Annotated in this window: 17 protein-coding genes; 8 read left to right on the top strand and 9 right to left on the bottom strand. The window is 66.3% G+C overall.

Going from position 1 to position 20,220, the window contains the following annotated elements:
• Positions 1–20: 20 nt before the first annotated feature.
• From hemC to HNO53_RS20165, 4 genes are read left to right on the top strand one after another with little or no spacing between them, the layout of a single operon-like run.
• Entirely contained in the window at positions 21–959 is a 939-nt protein-coding gene (hemC, locus tag HNO53_RS20180; protein ID WP_209474670.1) for a hydroxymethylbilane synthase, read from the top strand.
• Positions 960–1,757 (top strand): uroporphyrinogen-III synthase, encoded by a 798-nt coding sequence (locus tag HNO53_RS20175; protein ID WP_209474668.1) that lies wholly within the window; start codon positions 960–962, stop codon positions 1,755–1,757. It begins immediately after the preceding gene.
• 6 nt (positions 1,758–1,763) lie between these two features.
• Positions 1,764–3,305, top strand: a complete 1,542-nt coding sequence (locus HNO53_RS20170; protein WP_209474666.1) for a uroporphyrinogen-III C-methyltransferase — start codon at positions 1,764–1,766, stop codon at positions 3,303–3,305.
• Positions 3,302–4,564 (top strand): heme biosynthesis HemY N-terminal domain-containing protein, encoded by a 1,263-nt coding sequence (locus HNO53_RS20165; protein ID WP_209474664.1) that lies wholly within the window; start codon positions 3,302–3,304, stop codon positions 4,562–4,564. Before HNO53_RS20170 ends, HNO53_RS20165 begins: the two co-directional genes overlap by 4 nt.
• 84 nt (positions 4,565–4,648) lie before the next feature.
• On the opposite strand, the gene HNO53_RS20160 is transcribed toward HNO53_RS20165, so the two are convergent.
• The 3 genes from HNO53_RS20160 to ybiO all read right to left on the bottom strand — a co-directional run bounded on the left by HNO53_RS20160 (position 4,649) and on the right by ybiO (position 9,704).
• Positions 4,649–6,790 (bottom strand): outer membrane protein assembly factor BamB family protein, encoded by a 2,142-nt coding sequence (locus HNO53_RS20160; protein WP_209474662.1) that lies wholly within the window; start codon positions 6,788–6,790, stop codon positions 4,649–4,651.
• On the bottom strand, positions 6,787–7,188 hold the full coding sequence (locus HNO53_RS20155) for a hypothetical protein (RefSeq protein ID WP_209474660.1): 402 nt from the start codon (positions 7,186–7,188) through the stop codon (positions 6,787–6,789). Before HNO53_RS20155 ends, HNO53_RS20160 begins: the two co-directional genes overlap by 4 nt.
• Positions 7,189–7,388: 200 nt before the next feature.
• A complete protein-coding gene (gene ybiO, locus HNO53_RS20150; protein WP_209474658.1) occupies positions 7,389–9,704 on the bottom strand; it encodes a mechanosensitive channel protein in 2,316 nt (771 codons plus the stop codon).
• A 280-nt stretch (positions 9,705–9,984) separates the two neighbouring features.
• On the opposite strand from ybiO, the gene HNO53_RS20145 reads away from it, so the two are divergent.
• Together HNO53_RS20145 and crcB are read left to right on the top strand one after the other, a co-directional pair.
• Positions 9,985–10,377 (top strand): CrcB family protein, encoded by a 393-nt coding sequence (locus HNO53_RS20145; RefSeq protein ID WP_209474656.1) that lies wholly within the window; start codon positions 9,985–9,987, stop codon positions 10,375–10,377.
• Entirely contained in the window at positions 10,374–10,766 is a 393-nt protein-coding gene (gene crcB / locus HNO53_RS20140) for a fluoride efflux transporter CrcB (protein WP_209474654.1), read from the top strand. Before HNO53_RS20145 ends, crcB begins: the two co-directional genes overlap by 4 nt.
• 45 nt (positions 10,767–10,811) lie before the next feature.
• On the opposite strand, the gene pgi is transcribed toward crcB, so the two are convergent.
• The 3 genes from pgi to pyk all read right to left on the bottom strand — a co-directional run bounded on the left by pgi (position 10,812) and on the right by pyk (position 14,483).
• The gene (gene pgi / locus HNO53_RS20135; protein WP_209474652.1) at positions 10,812–12,467 is read right to left on the bottom strand and encodes a glucose-6-phosphate isomerase; all 1,656 of its coding nucleotides are present in this window, start codon (positions 12,465–12,467) and stop codon (positions 10,812–10,814) included.
• Positions 12,468–12,540: 73 nt separating this feature from the next.
• Complete coding sequence (locus HNO53_RS20130) at positions 12,541–13,020, bottom strand: methylglyoxal synthase (RefSeq protein ID WP_209474650.1); 480 nt, start codon at positions 13,018–13,020, stop codon at positions 12,541–12,543.
• On the bottom strand, positions 13,017–14,483 hold the full coding sequence (gene pyk, locus HNO53_RS20125; RefSeq protein ID WP_209474648.1) for a pyruvate kinase: 1,467 nt from the start codon (positions 14,481–14,483) through the stop codon (positions 13,017–13,019). The genes HNO53_RS20130 and pyk overlap by 4 nt, the downstream gene beginning before the upstream one ends.
• A 348-nt stretch (positions 14,484–14,831) precedes the next feature.
• On the opposite strand from pyk, the gene gap reads away from it, so the two are divergent.
• On the top strand, positions 14,832–15,854 hold the full coding sequence (gene gap / locus HNO53_RS20120) for a type I glyceraldehyde-3-phosphate dehydrogenase (protein ID WP_209474646.1): 1,023 nt from the start codon (positions 14,832–14,834) through the stop codon (positions 15,852–15,854).
• 192 nt (positions 15,855–16,046) lie between these two features.
• The gene (locus HNO53_RS20115; RefSeq protein ID WP_209474644.1) at positions 16,047–16,298 is read left to right on the top strand and encodes a hypothetical protein; all 252 of its coding nucleotides are present in this window, start codon (positions 16,047–16,049) and stop codon (positions 16,296–16,298) included.
• Positions 16,299–16,379: 81 nt separating this feature from the next.
• Here the strand turns inward: HNO53_RS20115 and HNO53_RS20110 are convergent, their stop codons facing one another.
• The 3 genes from HNO53_RS20110 to HNO53_RS20100 form a co-directional block, all read right to left on the bottom strand.
• Positions 16,380–17,684: an aspartate kinase gene (locus HNO53_RS20110; protein ID WP_209474642.1), complete on the bottom strand. Its 1,305-nt coding sequence runs from the start codon at positions 17,682–17,684 to the stop codon at positions 16,380–16,382.
• Between the two features lie 144 nt (positions 17,685–17,828).
• The gene (nspC, locus tag HNO53_RS20105) at positions 17,829–19,001 is read right to left on the bottom strand and encodes a carboxynorspermidine decarboxylase (protein ID WP_242597482.1); all 1,173 of its coding nucleotides are present in this window, start codon (positions 18,999–19,001) and stop codon (positions 17,829–17,831) included.
• Positions 19,002–19,007: 6 nt separating this feature from the next.
• The gene (locus tag HNO53_RS20100) at positions 19,008–20,207 is read right to left on the bottom strand and encodes a saccharopine dehydrogenase family protein (RefSeq protein ID WP_209474640.1); all 1,200 of its coding nucleotides are present in this window, start codon (positions 20,205–20,207) and stop codon (positions 19,008–19,010) included.
• Positions 20,208–20,220: the final 13 nt, after the last annotated feature.

The raw sequence follows: 20,220 nt of genomic DNA, 5'->3' as shown, positions 1-20,220 counted from the left end.
CCGCTGCATGGGAGAACCACGTGCGATCCAACACTACGCTGCGCATTGCCACCCGTAAGAGCCTGCTGGCCATGTGGCAGGCCGAACACGTTCGCGACCTGCTGATGGCCGAGCATCCGGGGCTCGAGGTGGAACTGGTCGCGCTCTCCACCCGTGGCGACAAGATTCTCGATACGCCGCTGGCGAAGATCGGCGGCAAGGGGCTGTTCGTCAAGGAGCTGGAGGAGGCCATCCTCGACGGGCGCGCCGATATCGCCGTGCACTCGATGAAGGACGTGCCCATGCACTTCCCGGAGGGGCTCGGGCTGTCGGTGATCTTCGCCGGTGCCGAGCCCACCGACGCCTTCGTCTCCAACCGCTTCGGCACGCTCGACGAGCTGCCAGAAGGGGCACGCATCGGCACCTCGAGCCTGCGCCGCGGCCTGCAGATGCGCGAGCAGCGTCCCGACCTGGAGATCCTCACCCTGCGCGGCAACGTCCAGACGCGCCTGGCCAAGCTCGACGCCGACGAGTTCGACGCCATCATCCTGGCCACTTCCGGGCTCAAGCGTCTCGGGCTCGGCGAACGCATCGCCCAGGAGTTGCCCCCCGAGGTGTGCCTGCCGGCTTGTGGCCAGGGCGCGCTGGGCATCGAGTGCCGCATCCACGATCCCGAGCTGATCGCCCTGCTGGCACCGCTGGACGACCCCATCACGGCGACCCGGGTGCGCGCCGAGCGCGCCATGAATACCCGCCTCGAGGGCGGTTGCCAGGTGCCCATCGGGGGCTATGCCGTGTTCGAGGAGGACGGCCAGACGCTGTGGCTGCGCGCACTGGTGGGCAACCCCGAAGGTACCGAGGTGCTGCGCGCCGAGGGGCGCGGCTCGATCCACGAGCCGGAGGCGCTCGGCATAAGGGTGGCGGAAGACCTGTTGGAACAGGGTGCCGGCGAGATTCTGGCACAGGTCTACGGCGCCTGAATGGCGGCCGGGCTTCCCGTGCTGATTTGCCGGCCGGGCGAGCGGGCGGCTGCGTTGGCGGCCGCCATCGAGGCCGCTGGCTTCCCGGTGGCGAATCTCGAGGCCATGACGCTGGAGGCGCTGCCGGAGACCCCGGCCATGCGTCAGGCGTGGCTAGATTTCGACCATTTCCACAAGGTGGTGGTGGTCAGCCCCTTCGCCGCCGAGTGTCTCTACCGGGCCCTGGACCGCTATTGGCCGCAGCTGCCGCTGGGGACGGCCTGGTACGCGGTAGGGGCGGCCACCGCCGAAGCCTTGCACGCGCGATTCGGCGCCAGGGTGCACCTGCCGCCGGCCGCGGCCGGCGAGGACACCAGCGAGGCGCTGCTCGAGCTTGCCTCGCTGCGCGCCCTCGACGGCCAGCGCGTACTGCTGGTAGCCGGCGAGGGCGGCCGGACGCTGCTGGCCGAGACTCTGGCGGCGCGCGGCGCACGGGTCACCCGGCTGGCGCTCTATCGCAGGCGCCTCGAGTCGCCGCCCGCTGCCTTGCGCGAGCGCCTCGCACGAGGCGAGTACCGTGCGCTGGTAGTGAGTAGCGGAGAAATCCTCGAACATCTGGCAAGATGGAGCACCAGGGCTACCTTGAGCCAACCGCTAATCGTGTCCAGTCGCCGGTTGGCTACACTGGCCGACGACTTGGGGTTTCGCACTCCCGTGGTGGCACCGGGGGCCACGCCGGCGGCGCTTGCCGGCGCGGTGGCCGCGGCCTGTAACCAGGAGGATGCTGATGTCGATCAAGATGATCTCGAAAAGGGCTAGCGACAGATGAGCAAGCAGACCAACGAGCAGGACGAACAGAAGGCGCCTTCTGCCAAGGACCAGGACGACAAGGGTCAAGAGGCCGGTGCCAAGGGCAAGCCCGGCAGCGGCGGCGATAAGAGTCGCCCCCAGCGCGGTAGCTCATCGTCGCCGTCCGCGGCAGGTAAGGCAGGCGAGAAGCCGCCGACACCCCCCGCCGATGATGCGCCCGCGAGCCAGGGCAAGAGCGCCACACCGGTTTCTTCTACTTCGGCCGCTGACAAGTCGACGGCTGCTACGCCGTCGTCGGACAAGGCCAGCGGCAAGCCTGCCGACAGTGACAAGCCCGGCGCCGCAAAGCCGGAAAATGCCAAACCCGCCCCGACCGGCGGCAAGGGGGGCGATGCCAAGCCGGCCGCCTCCGGCAAGACGCCGGCCAGTGACAAGCCCGGCGGCGATACCGCCAAGGCGGCTCCGGCCGGTGGCGGCGGTACGCCGAGCTCGACCGGCGGTGGTGCCGGCAAGGGCGGCAGCCGAGCCGCCGGCGTGCTGGCCCTGATCCTGGTGCTGTTCCTCGGCATCGGCGCGGGCCTGTTCGCGTGGAATACCTGGGGGCGCCTCGACACCCAGCAGCAGCGCCTGGCAGAGCTTGAGGAGCGCGCCGGCAGTGCCGCTTCAGCCGACGAAGTCGCCGGCCTGCGTGAGCAGCTCGAGAGCGGCGAACGGCAGCGCGATGCCGAACTGACCCAGGCGATCGAGGCCATGCAGGGTGAGTTCGCCAGCTACCGCAGCGAGGTCGACGCGGCGCTCGACCAGGTGCTCGAGGAGCTCTCGCGCGAGCAAGAGCCGGATGCAGGCGAGTGGCTGCACGCCGAGGCCGCCTATCTGCTGCGGCTCGCCAGCCAGCGCCTGCAGCTGGAGGGCGATGTGGAAGGCGCCGCGGCGCTGCTGCGTACCGCCGACGAGCGACTGGCAGAAGCCGACAACCCGGCGCTGCTCTCGGTACGCCGCGCCATTGCCTCCGAGCTGTCGATCCTCGCCGGCGTGCCGGAGGTCGACCGTACCGGCCTGTATCTGGCTCTGAACTCGGTTCAGGAGCGCCTGGCACAGCTGCCGCTGTCGCGCGAGCTGGAGGAGATTCCGGCGCGCTCCGGCATCGAGGAGGCGCCTAGCGGCGGCTGGCAGGATCAGCTGTCGCGTTTCGGCCAGGAACTCAAGGACCTGATCGTCATCCGCCACCATGACGAAGCGCTCGAAGGGCTGATTGCGCCGGAACAGGAATCCTACCTGCGCCAGAGCGCACGCCTGGTGCTGGAACAGGCCCAGCTGGCGCTGCTCGAAGAGGAACAGGCGCTGTACGAGGCCAGCCTCGACAAGGCGCTGACGCTGGTCGAGAACTACTACGACACCGAGAGCAGCGAGGTTCAGGCCGTCGTCGAGCGTCTTCAGGAGCTCAAGGGCGAGGCGATCCAGCCCGAACTGCCCGACATCAGCGGCTCCCACGAGGCGCTGCAGGAATTCATCGAGCGCCGCTTCGGTTCGCGCGATGAGGGAGGGGACGAGGCATGAGAAAACTGCTGCTGATCGTCCTCCTCGGCCTGGCGCTGGGCGCCCTGTTCGGCCAGCTGATGGTCTCGCTACCCGGCTACTGGCTGGTGAGGGTCGGGGATACCTCCTACCAGACCTCTTTCTGGTTCGGCCTGGTGCTGCTGCTGGCGGTATTCCTGGTCCTGCACTTCGCCCTGCGGGTGCTGATGCGCCTGCGTCACCCTGTCAGCCGGCTCAAGGTGTGGAACCGTCGCACCCGTCACCGCAACGCCATGAAGCGTACCGTACGCGGGCTGGTGGCGCTGGCCGAAGGCCGCTGGAAGCGTGCCGAGAAGTCACTGGTCAAGGCGGCCGACGACTCCAGCACGCCGTTGGTCAACTACCTCTCCGCTGCCTTGGCGGCTCACTATCAGGGTCGCTACGAGCAGGCCGACACGCTGCTCAAGCGAGCCCATCTCTCTACCGAGGGGGCCGATAGCGCCGTCGGGCTGATGCAGGTTCAGCTGATGCTGGATCGCCAGCAGTACGAGGAGGCCCTGGCCATCCTGACCCGTCTCGACCGTCAGATGCCCAATCACCCCCAGGTGCTCAAGCAGCTCAAGCAGGCCTATCTCAGCGTCAACGACTGGGACGGCCTGCGCCGGCTGATGCCGCGGCTAGCGGCGCGTCAGCTGATCGCTCCGCAGGAGCGCACCCAACTGGAGCTGCGCGCCTACAAGGAGCTGCTGGTTCACGAGGCGCGCGATCCGGGCAACGTCGAGCGCATCCGCAACCTGTGGGCCGACATGCCGGATGCACTGCGTGGCAACGTCGAGCTGGTGGTGCTCTATACCGAAGCCCTGGTGCGTGGCAACGAGGAGGGAATCGCCGAGCGACTGCTGCGCCACTCGCTCAAGGAGCATTGGGACAGCCGCCTGGTGCTGCGCTACGGGCTGCTCGACGTCGACCCCGCACGCCAGCTGGTGCATGCCGAGAAATGGCTGCAGGAGCGCCCCAACGATCCTGACCTGCTGCTCACCCTGGGTCGCCTGGCGCTGCGCAATGCCTACTGGGGCAAGGCGCAGGAGTACTTCGAGGCGAGCCAGCGCCAGCGCCCCAGCGGCGTGGTGTGCGCCGAGCTGGCACGGCTCTACGCCAACCTGGGCGAGCACAACAAGAGCCAGCTCTACTATCGTCAGAGCGTCGAATTGCTCGACAAGTCGCTGCCCTCGCTACCACAGCCGGCCGAACCGGCCGTCCAGCCCGAAAAGGGCGAAGCAAAGGAGAAGAAGGCCGGTTGACCCGCCGTCACCCGCCTGCAAGACGACGAAGGGGCGCCGCCAGGCGCCCCTTCGTCGTGGGCTCCCGGAGCCCTGCCGACCGGTTCAGTCGGGTAGGGCGAAGGAGATCACCTGATCGCTGACCTTGGGTAGCAGAATGGAGTTGCCGCCCACCGCGAAGGTGACGTACTGCTTGCCCTCGTAGGTGTAGACCGCCGGCATCGAGACGGCGGGAGCATCCACCAGGTGCTTCCACAGCACCTCACCGCTCTTCAGGTCGAGCGCACGCACGCGTGAGTCCATCGAGGCGCCGATAAAGATCAATCCCGAACGGGTGATCACCGGCGCACCGATGGTGACCGATCCCCATGATTCGGGCATGTAGAAGCCATGCTTCTGCACCTGACCGAACGGCTCGTTCCACAACCGCTCGCCGGTAGTGAGGTCGTAGGCGGCGAGAGTGCCGTAGGGCGGTTTCCAGCACGGCATGCCCGCCCAGTTGAGGAACGTCTCGAGCTGGAAGCCGTAGGCCGTGTCGCCCTGGGCGTAGTAACCGCCCGTCTCGCCCGACTGCTCCAACTGCTGGTATTCGTCGCGTGGGATGAGTCGATAGATCTGCACCACGCTGTTGGAATTGATCACGAATATGCCCGTCTCCGGGTCGACGGCGCCGCCGCCCCACTGCGAGCCGCCCGTGGTGGGCGGATAGGTGAGCGTGCCCTCGACGCTGGGCGGCGTGAAACGGCCCTCGTAGCGCAGCCCCTCGGCCTTGCGGCTGCACTCGCCCAGGCTCACGATGTCGGCGAGCTTCGAGATCCCCGGCCACTCATCCGGGGTAACCGGCTCGGGAACGTCGACGAAGGGTTGGGTCGGGGAGGCTTGCTCGCCTTCGGCGTCCGAGGCCGGCACCTCGCGCTCGTCGATCGGGTACACGGGCTCGCCGGTCTCCCGGTTCAGCACGAAGAGGAAGCCCTGCTTGGACGGCTGCACCAGGGCGGGAACCGTCTCGCCATCCTTCTGGATGTCGACCAGCGTGGGCGGGGCGACGGTATCGTAGTCCCAGATATCGTGATGCACGAGCTGGCGGCTCCACACCACCTCGCCGGTCTCGGTGTCGAGCGCCGTGACCGAGGTCGCCAGGGGCAGCTCCTCGGTGCGCTCGCCGCCGTAGTAGTTGGGGCTCGGCGAGCTGATCGGGATGTAGAGCAGCCCGGTTTCGGGATCCAGCGACATCGACGCCCAGACATTGGCCGTGCCGGTTCGCTCGACTACCTCCTCGGGCAAGGCATGAAAGGTCCACCTGCGTTCACCGGTGCGTGCGTCGAGGGCGAAGACCGTTCCCGGCGGCGCGACGGCGTCGGTCCAGTCCTTGCCGGCCCAGCCGAGGAACAGCGTGTCGTTGTATACCGTGGGCGGCTGGAACAGCGACAGCGGCCACTTGTCGTTGACGGTGTTCCACTGGTTGACGTCGACCATGCCATTGTCGCCGAAGTCGGCACAGGGGGCTCCCGTGTCGGCATCGACGCCGTAGAGCTTGGCGTCCATGGTGCCGATATAGACGATCTTCTGGCAGGCCTCGCCTGGCTGCGGCTCGTCGGCCTCCCAGTAGGCCACGCCGCGGCCTTTCATGTTGGGCTGGGTCAGCGCTTCCAGCGGCGCCTCGGGGTCGAAGGTCCACTTCTCCTCGCCGCTGCCCGGGTCCAGGGCGATGATGCGGTAGAAGGGCGTGCCCAGATAAAGGGTATCGTTGACGAACAGCGGGGTTGCCGACCATACCGACATGGGCACCTCGTCGCTGCCATCCGCGACGTCGCCGGTATGGTATTCCCAGGCCGGCTCCAGCTCGCCGACATTCTCCGGCGTGATCTGTTCGGCCGGCGAATATTTCTGGGCACGCAGGTCGCCATTGAAGGTTGCCCAGCTGTCGGGCGACTCCATCCAGGCGTCCGGGCCCTGGCGCGGCGGCTCGGATTGGCCGTCGTCGCGCGGGGGCTGTCCGGCGGGGCCCGTCTCGACACGCCCGCCGGGACCGGTCGGGGTGACCGCGGAGTCTTCGCCGCCATCCTGGCCTGTTGACGCTTCGTCGCCGCTGGCGCCCCGTTCGGACTCGTCGTCCTGGGTCTCGGTGATTCCCTGTGGCTGACCGCCCCCCTCGCCGCTAGAGGAATCCTCCTGTGCCTGTGCGTAGCCGATGGAGCCCGCCAGCAGCAGCGAGGCGAAGGTGGCGATGATGTCCTGGCGTGTCATGAAGCGGCCTCCTGGCGTTGCGTCATGGACGGGGTGCGCTTGCCCGATGCGGGGTCGGCCACCACATGGATGAGCCATGCCGCGAGACCGACCCCCACGGCGCCGAGCAGCCACTCGGCCTGCAGCAGATAGGCCGCCAGGCCCGTGCCCAGCAGGTCGAGCAGCAGCAGGAAAGTGAGCAGCCCGCCCAGCCAGCGTGGCATGCTGCGCGCAAGCGCCAGCAGCAACGACCCGAGCAGCATCAATGCGGTGGAGATCAGTACCAGGTAGGTGCCCGGCGTGTAGGCAATGCCATTGCCTTCATTGAAGGTGGCGACTGCCGCGAGAATCAGCGCAATGGCCGATATCGCGAGCAGCAACCAGGCGCCGTAGGCGGTGCCTTGCGGTTTGCTTGTCATGGTAGTCCCATCCCTTGAACTCCTTCGAAGCATGGTGGCCCGGCTGGCGGCATGCAGATAACGCTTCGCCAGGGCCCAGGGACAGTATAGGCACGTCGCGAGATTCTTCCTGGCGGTTATCCGCGGCGCAACGACAACGCCTCCCACCGTGGGGTGGGAGGCGTGTCATGAGGTACATGAGCGCTCGAGGCGCTTAGGGCTCAATCGCGCTCGTCGTAGTCGCTCTTGAACTCGGGGTTGGGCTTCGCACGCGGATCGTCCTCGCCTTCGCGGCTGCTCTCGCCGGAGCGGGGCTGGCCGCCGGGGCGGCCGTCGATATCGAAATTCTGCCGCATCAGGCGCACGTTGGCCGGCGGCGCCTCGGCCTCCTTGCCCACGCCGAAGTAGAGCGTGGTGTGGGGGAAGGGAATCTCGATGCCCTTGGCGTCGAAGTGCAGCTTGACCAGGCGGTTGTAGGCGCGCCCCACGCCCCACTGGGTGCCCGGGGTGGTCTTGATACGCACGCGAATGTTCACCGAGCTGTCGGCCAGCGCGATGACGCCGGCCACCTCCAGCGGGGCGAGGATATTCATCTTGTGTTCATCGTCGGCAGCCAGCTCGTCGAAGGCCTCGCGCAGGGCGACGATCGCCTCGTCGATGCTCTCGCGATAGGCAATGCCGTACTCGCCGACGTGATAGCCGAACTCGCGCATGTAATTGGACACGGTATCGACGCTGGAGAAGGGCACGATGTGGTAAGCCCCTTGGAGGTCACGAATGCCCACCGAACGGATGCTGAGCCGCTCGGCGGTGCCGGTGATGCCGCCCACCGTGACCACGTCGCCGGTGTTCATGGCGTTCTCCACTTGGATGAAGACGCCGGTGATGATGTCCTGCACCAGCTTCTGGGCGCCGAAGCCGATAGCCAGGCCGAGCACGCCGGCACCGGCGATCAGCGGGCCGATATTGATGCCTATCTCGGACAGCACGATCATCCCGGTCATGGTGATCAGGGCAATGGCCAGGGCATTGCGGAATAGCGACAGCAGCGTCTTGGCACGAGCGTCGGGCTCGCCCTTGCCGGTCTCGGGGTTGAGCTTGTGCTCGATCAGGCTGGCCAGCGCCAGCCACACGCCGATGGCGACTAGCAGGATCACGGCCACGCTGATCAGCTTGCCGATCAGTCCGCGACCTGCCTCGGAGGCGTACCAGGCGGCCAGGTCGAAGGCGCCCCAGGCGTTGAGCACCAGCAGCACGACCGCGACCAGAATCACGCTGCGGATGACGCGAAGCGCGTTGGGCACGTAGCTGTTGAGCCGCGGCTCGAGCAGCGGCAGCTTGCGGCGAAGGTCGTCGGAGAGACGAATGCGCCGTCCGATGGTCTGGGTCAGCAGGCTCGACAGCAGCATGCCGATCACCACCACGATCACGGTCTTGAGCGTGGCGAAGAGCACGAAGGGCAGCGCGTCCGCGGGACGTGTCAGAGTCAGGACCAGCACCACCAGGAAATAGGCGAGGGCAAACAAGTGCCAGGTGCGGGCGAACAGCTGCAGCGAAATCCGGGTCGCGGTGAAGTCGGAGCGGGCCGCCATGGCGTTGAGTTCGCCGCGAATGCGGATGCGGTTCTTCAGTACCACCGCGACGGCGTAGAAGAAGGCAATGAACATGATCAGCGCACCGATACCCTGGCCTAGCGTGGGCGCCAGATAGACGCTGACCAGTGGCGCCACCACCAGCAGGCCGTAGCCGATCAAGCCGACCAGCCGCGCCAACCAGCGATTCCAGTAGGAGGCCTCACCGGCCGAGATGGGCAGCAGCCTGAGCCCCTCGTAGCGCGACGAGAACAGCATGCGCAGCGCCGCCTTGATCAGTTCGATAATCAGAAAGGCGTTGAGGAACAGCGAGGCGCGGGTCGACAGCTCGCCGCTCTCGCCCACGGCGAAGGTAGCGATGAGATTGCCGCCCACGTAGGCCAGCCCGACCACCAGCGCGTCGATCAGCGCCGCGACGGCAACGCACAGCACCAGGCGTATGGTCGGATTGAGCCCACTCTCCTGCCGCGACCACTGGCTCAGTCGCGAGAAGAGCGGGCGTGACACTTGGCGAAAGCCCAGAAACAGAATGAAGGTCGCCAGGATCACCAGTCCCAGGTTGATCACGGCCGTGGTGAAATCGCTCCAGTCCAGGGCGGGGGTATCGGCTTGGGTGCTGAACAGTCCCGCCATGATGTCGAACAGGTTGCGGACCTCGCCGCCGATGTCGCTGACGACGCGGCTGGTCATGCCGGCCAGCTGCCTGGGCAGCGATATCGCCTCCTCTGCCTGGCTGGTTTCGGCGCTCAGTTCAGGGTCGGTGGCCTGACGGCGCAAGTGGTCGATCAATTGTTGCCGGGTCTGCTCGTTCTCGAGCAGTTCGGCAAGGGCCTCCGGGGCGGGAGCGGCATCACTGTCGGCAGGCTGGGCCTGGGCTGGTGCGGCGACCAGCAGGGCCAATATCAGCCAGCCGAACAGCCAGGGGAGAAACCGGTGTGCTTTCACGCGTGACCTCCGTCTCGGGCGTGTCGGGCGGGAAATGGTATGTATTCCGTCCCGCTAATGATAGGGCGTCAGAGCGGCAGGGACGAATGGCGATAACTTCTTATGCAGTTATTGTACATTATGTCGGTAGTGTGTCATATTTCTCTTGCGCCCCTTCCCTGGGCGCGATTCCCTGAACGAAGCCCTATCCTCTTGGCCATCCGCCCTCCGGATGGCTTCTTTTTGTCCCCATGCGTCGACTCGGCTAGCATCGGCTCTTGATCAGGGTGAGGTGAGGCGGATGAACGCGAGTATGGGGTTGCTGCTGCTGGTGGCAGCGGGAGGGGCGCTGGGGGGCATGGCGAGACTGGCGCTGTCCGACCTGCTGGCCCGCTGGGCGGGCACGGGGTTTCCCTGGGGCACGCTTGCGGTCAATCTCAGCGGCGCGCTGCTGGCCGGTGCGCTGGCCGGCTGGTACGGCATGTCGCACGAGGCCGGAGTGCCGGGCGGCTGGTCGCTGGTAGTGGTGGGGCTGCTGGGGGGGTATACCACCGTCTCCTCGCTGAGCCTGCAGAGCCTGACCCTGTGGCAGAACGGGCGTTGGCGTGCAGCGCTGGCCAACGTGACGGCGACGTTGATCGCCGGGCTGGCGTTGGCGGCGCTGGGCTGGTGGCTGACGAGGGGGCTGACATGATCGGCTGGCAGCGCTACGTGGCGGTCGGCGTCGGCAGCGCCCTGGGCAGCGTGTTGCGCTGGCTGGTATCGCTGGGAGCGTTGACGGCTCTGGGGCCGGTCTTTCCCTGGGGCACGCTCGCCGTAAACCTGCTCGGCTCGTGGCTGATCGCGGCCTTTGCCGCTCATGCCGTCCATCGCGGCCGGGGGCGGATAGCGCGCTGGCAGCCGTTCCTGGTGGCCGGCTTCTGTGGCGGTTTCACCACCTTCTCGCTGTTCAGCCTGGAAACGCTACATCTGCTCGAACGCGGTCGCCCCGGGCTAGCGCTGCTCTATGTCGTGCTCAGCATGCCGTTATGGTTGGCCGCCGCCTGGCTGGGAGATCGCTTCGTGCGGACCCGTCACGGCTGACGGGCCGCTTTCGCTGCTTTCCTGGCCTGCCTATTACGTCTTTTTTTAGCGCCTGGCCTTCGCTGCCTTCTTTTCCACTTTGTCGGCCCTGGCGGGCTCCTGCGTCTCGGGGACGGGGCGGAAGTGCTCGCGCACCAGCGCCAGCAGGCCCTGGGTCGAGGCATCGAACTCCTGACTGCGCTCGTCGATGCGCTCGCTGATCTCGCCGGCGATGCGCTTGCCCAGCTGCACGCCCCACTGGTCGAAGGAGTTGATGTTCCAGATCACCCCCTGCACGAATACCTTGTGCTCGTAGAGCGCGATCAGCGCGCCGAGATTGCGCGGTGTCAGCTCGTCGAGCAGCAGCACGCTGGAGGGACGGTTGCCGGGGCAGCTGTAGGGGTCGAGCTGGCTGCCCTCCTGGCTGCCCATCATGAAGGCGTTGGCCTGGGCCAGCATGTTGGTGAGCAGGGCGAAGTGGTGCTCCTCGACCCCGGGCTCGGGCTTGAGCGAGGCGATGAAGTCGATCGGCACGTAGCGGGTGCCCTGGTGCAGCAGCTGGAAGAAGGCGTGCTGGCCGTTGGAGCCGGTCTGGCCCCAGACGATGGGTCCGGTCTTGTAGTTCACCGGATGACCGAAGATATCCACCGACTTGCCGTTGGACTCCATGTCGAGCTGCTGCAGGAAGGCGGGTAGCTGATGCAGCGCCTGGTCATAGGGCACGATGGCCTGGGTCTCGGCGCCGTGGAAGTTGATGTACCAGATGCCGATCAGTGCCATCAGTACCGGCATGTTGCGTGCACTGGGCGCTTCGATGAAGTGCTGGTCCATGGCGTAGGCGCCCTCGAGCATCTCCATGAAGCCGTCGAAGCCGATGGAGAGCGCAATGGGCAGGCCGATGGAGGACCACATCGAGTAGCGCCCGCCGACCCAGGCCCAGAACTCGAACACGTTCTCCTCGCGTATGCCGAACTCCATGGCCGCCTTGCGATTGGTCGAGGCGGCGACGAAGTGAGCGCCCACGTCGGCGCCCTCGCCGGCATTGTCGAGGAACCAGCGCCGCGCGGTCTTGGCGTTGAGCAGCGTCTCCTGGGTGGAGAAGGTCTTGGTCGAGACGATGAATAGCGTGGTGGCCGGGTCGAGGCGAGCGAGCACCTTCTGGATATGGGCGCCGTCGACGTTGGAGACGAAGTGGAAATTCAGCTCGGCGTGGCGGTACTTGAGCAGGGCGCGGCTGGCCATGTTGGGGCCGAGGTCCGAGCCGCCGATGCCGATGTTGACCACATCCTTGATGCGCTCGCCGCTGTAACCGCGCCACTCGCCGCTGCGCACCGCCTCCGAGAACTGTTTGATCTGCTCGCGGGTGCGTTGGATCTCGGGCATCACGTCCTTGCCGTCGACCATCAGCGGCCCCTCGCCGAGGTTGCGCAGGGCGGTGTGAAGTACCGGGCGGTCCTCGGTGACGTTGATGATGTCACCCGAGAACATCTGCGCGCGGCGCTGCACCAGCGCCGAGTGGTCGGCCAGCTCGAGCAGTTTGGCCAATACCGCTTCGGAAACGTGATGCTTGGAGTAGTCGAGGAACAGCCCGCCAACGCGCAGGCTCATCTTGTCGAAGCGCTGCGGGTCGGCGGCGAAGTAGTCGCTGATGCGGTCTTGGGCGGTGGCTTGCTGCAGCCGCTGGAGGGCCTGCCAGGTGACGCTGCGGGTAAGTTGGAACATGGTGTCCTCGCACGGTTCGCGGGCTCGGCCCGCCTGTCACGCGTTGTTCTGGTTACGTTGTGGGGCCTGCGCTTCACTCCGGGTTGCGTGAGGCGACCCAGGCGTCGGCATCGGGAATGGCCATTTCATAGGGCTTGTCCAGCCAGGGCGAGCTGACCAGGAAGTCGGCGCTGGCGGCGTTGCATGCCACCGGCACGTTCCACAGCGCCGCCAGGCGCAGCAGTGCCTTGACGTCGGGGTCGTGGGGTTGCGGTGCGAACGGATCCCAGAAGAAGATCAGCAGGTCGAGGCGCTGTTCGGTAAGGCGTGCACCGATCTGCTGGTCGCCCCCCAGCGGGCCGCTCATCAACCCCTCCACTTCGAGCCCGAGGCTGGCCGAGAGGCGCCCGGCGGTGGTGCCGGTGCCCACCAGTTCGTGCGCGACCAGGGTGTCGCGCCAGCGTTCGGCCCACTCCAGCAGTTCCGCTTTCTTGCCGTCGTGGGCGATCAGCGCGATGCGCTTGCGTGCCGGCAGGGTGCGGCGCACGCTGCGCCGGGGGCGGCTTTCGGTCATGGCTGGCCTACCTCGAGTATCTTCAGGGTATTGGTACCGCCGTGGGCGTTCATGTGGTCGCCCCGGGTCAGGATGACATGATCGCCGGGTTCGGCAATCCCCTGTTCCACCAGCAGCGCCAGGGCCCGGTCGTTGAGCTCGCTGGCCGCCATCGCCGTGGTGTCGAACGGCAGCGAGACTACCCCGCGATAGAGCGCCATGCGGCGCTGGGCGATGGGGCTGTGGGCCAGCCCGACGATCGGCAGCCCCGAGCGGATGCGCGAGGCGATCAGCGGGGTATAGCCGGTCGAGGTCATGCAGGCGATGGCGGCCACCCCGGTGAGGTGGTTGGCGGCGTACATGGCGGAGAGCGCGATGGTCTCGTCGATGCGCGAGAAGCCCTCGTGGATGCGGTGGCCCGACTCCTGGGCGACGCGTTCGCGCTCGGCGCCGAGGCATACCCGGCGCATGGCCTCCAGGGTCTCCACCGGGTAGTCGCCGGCGGCGGTCTCGGCCGAGAGCATCACCGCGTCGGTGCCGTCGAGCACGGCGTTGGCGACGTCGAACACCTCGGCACGGGTGGGCAGCGGCGAGGTAATCATCGACTCCATCATCTGCGTCGCGGTGATCACCGCGCGGTTGAGCGTGCGGGCGCGCTTGATGATGCGCTTCTGCATGCCGATCAGCTTCTCGTCGCCGATCTCCACGCCGAGGTCGCCGCGCGCCACCATCACCGCCTCGGAGGCCTCGATGATGCCGTTGAGCGTGGCGTCGTCGGCCACCGCCTCGGCGCGCTCGAGCTTGGCCACCAGGCCGATCTCGCGGCCCGCCTCGCCCAGCAGGCGCCGCGCCTCGTGCATGTCCTCGGCCGAGCGCGGGAAGGAGACGGCAAGATAATCCACGCCGATCTCGATGGCGGTCTCGAGGTCGGCCTTGTCCTTGTCGGTAAGCGCCGGGGCCGAAAGCCCGCCGCCCTGCTTGTTGATGCCCTTGTTGTTGGAGAGCTTGCCGCCGGTGACCACGGTGGTGTGGACCTGCTGGCCCTCGACCCGCTCCACCGTCAGTACCAGGCGGCCGTCGTCGAGCAGCAGGCGGTCGCCGGGGGCGACGTCGTCGGCCAGCTGGGTGTACTCGCAGCCGACGCGGCTGGCGTCGCCGGCCTCGGTGTCCAGCGCCATGTCGAGGACGAAGGGCTGGCCCTCTTCGAGCACCACCGCGCCGTCGCGGAAGCGGGCGATGCGGATCTTGGGCCCCTGCAGGTCGCCCAGGGCGGCGACGCTGCGTCCCAGGCGGTCGGCGATCTGGCGCACGGCGATCAGCCGTCGGCGGTGGTCGGCGGCGCTGCCGTGGGAGAAGTTGAGGCGCACCACGTCGACACCGGCGCGGATCATCGCCTCGAGCACGCCCTCGCGATCGCTGGCTGGGCCCAGGGTGGCGACGATCTTGGTGCGGCGGATGGGGGTGTGCGGCGGTGGCTTCAGCATGTCGAGGCCTCTGAGAGAAGAGATGTTGTAGTGCTACAACCATATCGGTTTTGCGGTAAGTTTACTACATCTCTCTATGGCAGGAAGTATCTGCTCCACCTCTCGCCTGGCTTGGCAATTTTGCTATGCTGCATTGCAGGGAAGGCGAAAAGGGCATAACAGATGTATCGATTCATCAAGATGTTTATGTTGTAAAGTTACTAAAAAATGCTTGAGTCTGTCGCTTTACTGCGCCACATTGTGGGTATTGCCATGAGCCGTGGGCCTGCGCGTATTCCGTTCAGTGAGCACGACCTCCGCCAATCGGCTCGACTCCCTACCGACAAAACCCATACGGAGGAACGAACCATGACGCTCAAGATCGCCATCAACGGTTTCGGTCGCATCGGCCGCAACGTGCTGCGGGCCCTGTACGAGAACGGCTACCGCAACCGGGTCAAGGTGGTAGCCATCAACGACCTGGGCGACCCCGCGCTCAATGCCCACCTGCTGCGCCATGACACCGTGCATGGTCATTTCCCCTTCAAGGTGGAGCACGACGAGGAGAGCCTGAGCGTGGACGGCGACCGCATTGCCATCCTCTCCCAGCGCGATCCGGCCGCGCTGCCGTGGGAGTCGCTGGGCGTCGATCTGGTCATGGAGTGCACCGGGCTGTTCACCAAGCGCAATGCCGCCGCTAAGCACCTCGAAGCCGGGGCCAAGCGCGTATTGATCTCTGCACCGAGCCCGGATGCCGATGCCACCGTGGTCTACGGGGTCAACGAGCACGTGCTGAAGCCCGAGCACAAGGTAGTCTCCAACGCCTCCTGCACCACCAACTGCCTGGCGCCGGTGGCCAAGGCGCTCAGCGACACGGTGGGCATCGAAAACGGCCTGATGACCACGGTGCATGCCTATACCAATGACCAGAACCTGTCCGACGTCTACCACAGCGACCCCTACCGGGCACGCAGCGCCACGCACTCGATGATCCCGACCAAGACCGGCGCCGCAGCTGCGGTGGGCCTGGTGTTGCCGGAACTGGCCGGCAAGTTCGACGGCCTGGCGGTTCGCGTGCCGGTGATCAACGTCTCGCTGGTGGATCTGGTTTTTACCGCCAGCCGTGACACCACCCGGGAAGAGATCAACCAGATCGTCGCCAAGGCCGCCGAGGCCTCGCCGGTACTTGCCGTCAACGCCCAGCCGCTGGTGTCGATCGATTTCAACCACGACGCCAACTCCTCGACCTTCGATGCCAACCACACCCGCGTGAACGGCCGTCTGGTGAAGGTGATGGCCTGGTACGATAACGAATGGGGCTTCTCCAACCGCATGCTCGACACCGCGCTTGCCATGCAGGCCGCGGGGGATGCCAAGCGCGAAGCGGCATGAGGCGGTGATGCCAAGCCGATTGAGCGCCGGGGGTAACATCCCGGCGCTTTGTCCTTTCGGGGCGGCATCAGGCCGTACGAGGAGCTGCGATTCGACGAAGCGGGCGGGCCTGTCGCCGCTGGGCGTCACTTTGCTCCATGCCATCTGCCTTGACTATGGTGAAAAAGCTATCCATGGAATAGGAGGTGCGACATGACACGCGATGGAGCAGGAAGACGGAATGCAGTGACTGCTTGCCTGGCGGTACTGATGCTGGCCCTGGCGGGTTGCGGTACCAGCACCGGTGAGCGTGCCGCCAGCGGGGCCGGTGTCGGGGCTGCCGTAGGGGGCGCTGCGGGAGCTGTCACCGGAGCCGGCGTGGTAGAAGGTGCGGCGGTCGGCGCCGGGGTAGGCGCTGCAACCGGGGCGGTTACCGACGAGGACGATATCGACCTCGATGACTGATGCCATCTTGGCGCCCACATCCGGACCGACCGCGCCCGCTCATGAGCGGGCGCGGTTCTGTGCGCCTGGTGTTCCTTTCGCCTAGCGGGCTTCGGGGATGTGCCAGGTCTCGGGGCAGTCGTCGCTGTGGAACAGGCGCTGGGCGGTGGTGGCGTTGCGCCGCTCGGCCAACGCTTCGCGACCCTCGCTGAGGGTATCCATCATTCCCGGCCGGGGATGGCGTACGGTCAGTAGCGTCAGCGTATCCTCGCGTCTGAGTTCGTAATCGTTCTCCAGTGAGTCGATCAATGTCTCGAGTCGCTCGGGCTTGTCGTCAAGGCAGAGGGCGAAGCGCATGGCGCTGCTGTCGATCAGATTGGCGTGCAGGCCGGCTTCCACCAGGCGGCCCAGGATGTCGTGCTGGCGCGGTTCGTCCATGAAGGCAAAATCGCGCGGCAGTACCTCCAGCCAGACCTGCTTCTCGCGCAGGATGCAGCAGGGCACTTCGGCATCGAAACGGCGCTCGGCGTCGATCACGCTGGGTGCGGCCTCGGGCGTCTCGAAGGAGCGTACCATGAGCGGAATCGATTTCTCCTGCAGCGGGCCCAGGGTCTTGGGGTGAATCACCTTGGCCCCGTGCCAGGCCAGCTCGGTGGCCTCGGCGTAGGAGAGTCGCTCGAGCTGTACGGCGTTGTCGAAGCGCCTGGGATCGGCGTTGAACAGGCCGGTGACATCCTTCCAGATCACCACCTCGTGGGCGTCGAGGCAGTGGGCGAAGATCGCCGCGCTGAAGTCCGAGCCTTCGCGCCCCAAGGTGGTGGCCTCGCCCTGCTCGGTGCCGCCGATGAAGCCCTGGGTCAGGATCACCCGCTCACTGCCCGCCAGTCGCCCGCGAATGGCGTCGGCGGTGGCGGTCCGGTCGAGGTTTGCGGCCTGGTGGCAGGCGTCGGTGCGCACCAGTTCGCGGGCATCGTGCCAGTCGGTGGCGATGCCGCAGTGGTTCAGCCAGGCCGCGACGATGGTGGTGGAGATCAGCTCGCCGTAGCACACGGTCTGGTCGTAGTGCTTGGCATAGGGAGCGTCGCGGTGCTTGCGGTGCTGGGTGTCGAGCTCCTCGAACAGGGCGTCCACCCGTTCTCGCGGCGAATCCGATGCATCACCAAAGAGGGACTCGATCGCCTCGCGGTGCTCGGCCTGCAGGGCGTCGAAGCAGTCACGATAAGCATCTTTCCTGCCGTCATCACGGGCGGAGGCGAGCAGCGTTTCCAGCTTGTTGGTGGTCTTGCCCATGGCCGAGACCACCACGACCAACGGGCGGTCTGCATGCGCTTCTATCAGCGGGGTCAGGTGGCGTATGGCATCGGCATCCTTGATCGAGGCACCGCCGAACTTGAACACGGTGGGCATTCCGGCTCTCCCTGTCTCTGGTATCGTCGTGCCCTACACCATGGTGCATATTCTCCGAGAGAGAAAGGGCAGGTCGGTGCACCATGCAAATGGCGGTGCAGATACGAAAAAAGCCCCCGCGGGGGCTTTGTTGCGTTGGAGCGGTTAGCTAAGGCGCTCCTTGTAGGCCTCGTAGCCGAACGTCCTTACCGTACGCACCTCACGGCTGACCTCGTCCACCCGGCAGATCGATGGCAGGCGAATGCCGTTGAAGGTGGTGGTCTTGACCATGGTGTAGTGGGCCATGTCGGTGAACACCAGGCGATCGCCAATCTTGAGCGGTGCGTCGAACGAGTAGCGGCCGATCACGTCGCCGGCCAGGCAGGTCGTGCCGCCCAGGCGGTAGGTATGGGCCTTCTCACCCGGCTCGCCGGCGCCGATGATCTGCGGCCGGTAGGGCATCTCCAGCACGTCGGGCATGTGCGCGGTGGCCGAGGTATCGAGAATGGCGTTGGGGCCGTCATTCTCGACGATATCGAGCACCGAGCAGACCAGATAGCCGGTATTCAGCGCGATCGCCTCGCCCGGCTCCAGATAGACGGTGAGGTGCGGGTGACGCTCGCGGAAGCCGCGGATCACCCGCACCAGCCGCTCGACGTCATAGTCGGCGCGGGTGATATGGTGGCCGCCGCCGAAGTTGACCCAGTCGAGCCCAGCGAGGAACTGGCCGAACTTGGCCTCGAAGGCGGCCAGCGTCTCCTCCAGAGCGTCGCTGTTCTGCTCGCACAGGGTATGGAAATGCAGCCCCTCGAGCCCCTCCAGGTCGCCTTCGGCGAGATCCGAGACCCGCGTACCGAGCCGTGAGCCCGGTGCGCAGGGGTCATATAGCGGCACCGCACCGGTGGAGTGCTCGGGATTCACCCGCAGGCCGCAGGAAACCTGGCGTGGGGCCGCCGCGACGGTGTCGCGGTAGCGCCGCCACTGTCCCGGGGAGTTGAAGCTGATGTGGTCGGCGTACTGCAGCACCACTTCCATCTCCTCGGGGGTGAAAGCCGGCGAGTAGACGTGCACCTCGCCGCCGAAGGTCTCCGCACCCAGGCGCGCCTCGTCCTGCCCGCTGGCGGTGGTGCCCACCAGGTACTGGCTCACCAGCGGAAAGGTGTCCCACATGGCGAAGCCCTTCAGTGCGAGCAGGATCCGCGCGCCGCTCTCCTCCTGGACCTGCCGCAGCAGCTCCAGGTTACGGCGCAACAGCGCGTCGTCGACCACGTAGGCCGGCGAGGGACAGGCGTCGATGTCGAACGGATAGGCCGGCTGGCCCATGTCGCTTGGTGCCATGACGGATCAGGCCAGCGGGTCGTGATCGGGGTCGAGCTCGACCACCTGCCACGGCAGGCCCATGTCGCCGATGCGTGCCATGAAGGGGTCGGGATCTAGCTGCTCGACGTTGAACACGCCCGCGCCCTTCCAGATGCCTTCCAGCATCAGCATGGCACCGGTCACCGCCGGTACGCCGGTGGTGTAGGAGATCGCCTGGGACTGCACTTCGCGGTAGCAGGCTTCGTGGTCACAGATGTTGTAGATGTAGACCTTGCGCCGCTTGCCGTCCTTGATGCCGTCGGCAATGATGCCGATGTTGGTCTTGCCCTTGGTGCGCGGGCCGAGCGAGGCCGGATCGGGCAGCACCGCCTTGAGGAACTCCAGCGGGGCGATCTTGGCACCGCCCACTTCGATCGGCTCGATGCTGGTCATGCCGACGTTCTCGAGTACCTTGAGGTGGGTGATGTACTTCTCGGAGAAGGTCATCCAGAAGCGGATGCGCTCCAGGCCCTTGATGTTCTGGCTGAGCGACTCGAGCTCCTCGTGGTAGAGCAGGTAGATGTCCTTCTCGCCGATGCCGTCGAAGTCGAACTTGCGCTTCACCGCCAGCGGATCGGTCTCCTTCCACTCGCCCTTCTCCCAGTAGCGACCCTTCGCGGTGATCTCGCGAATGTTGATCTCCGGGTTGAAGTTGGTGGCGAAGGGGTAGCCGTGATCGCCGCCGTTGGCATCGAGGATGTCGATGCGGTGAATCTCGTCGAACAGGTTCTTCTGGGCATAGGCGCAGTAGATGTTGGTCATGCCCGGGTCGAAGCCGCAGCCCAGGGTCGCCATGTTGCCCGCCTCGGCGTAGCGGTCTTGAAACGCCCACTGCTCCTTGTACTCGAACTTGGCCTCGTCCGGGTGCTCGTAGTTGGCGGTGTCGAGGTAGGGCACGCCGGTCTTGAGGCACGCCTCCATGATGGTCAGATCCTGATAGGGCAGAGCCACGTGGATCAGCACGTCCGGCTTGAACGACTCGATCAGCGCAACCAGGGCCTCGACGCTGTCGGCGTCGACCTGAGCCGTCTGGATCGGGCGATCCAGCTGAGCGGCAATGGCCTTGCACTTTGCTTCGTTGCGACTGGCCAGGCAGATCTCGCTGAACACTTCGGGATGTTGTGCACACTTGTGGGTGACGACGCCTCCGACGCCGCCGGCGCCGATAATCAGGACTTTGCTCATGGGCCTCTCGAAT

The organism is Billgrantia antri (assembly GCF_017868935.1).
GTDB classification, from domain to species: Bacteria; Pseudomonadota; Gammaproteobacteria; order Pseudomonadales; family Halomonadaceae; genus Halomonas; species Halomonas antri.
Note: the sequence above shows the minus strand (reverse complement) of the source record. Positions and strands in the feature narration are given on the sequence as shown.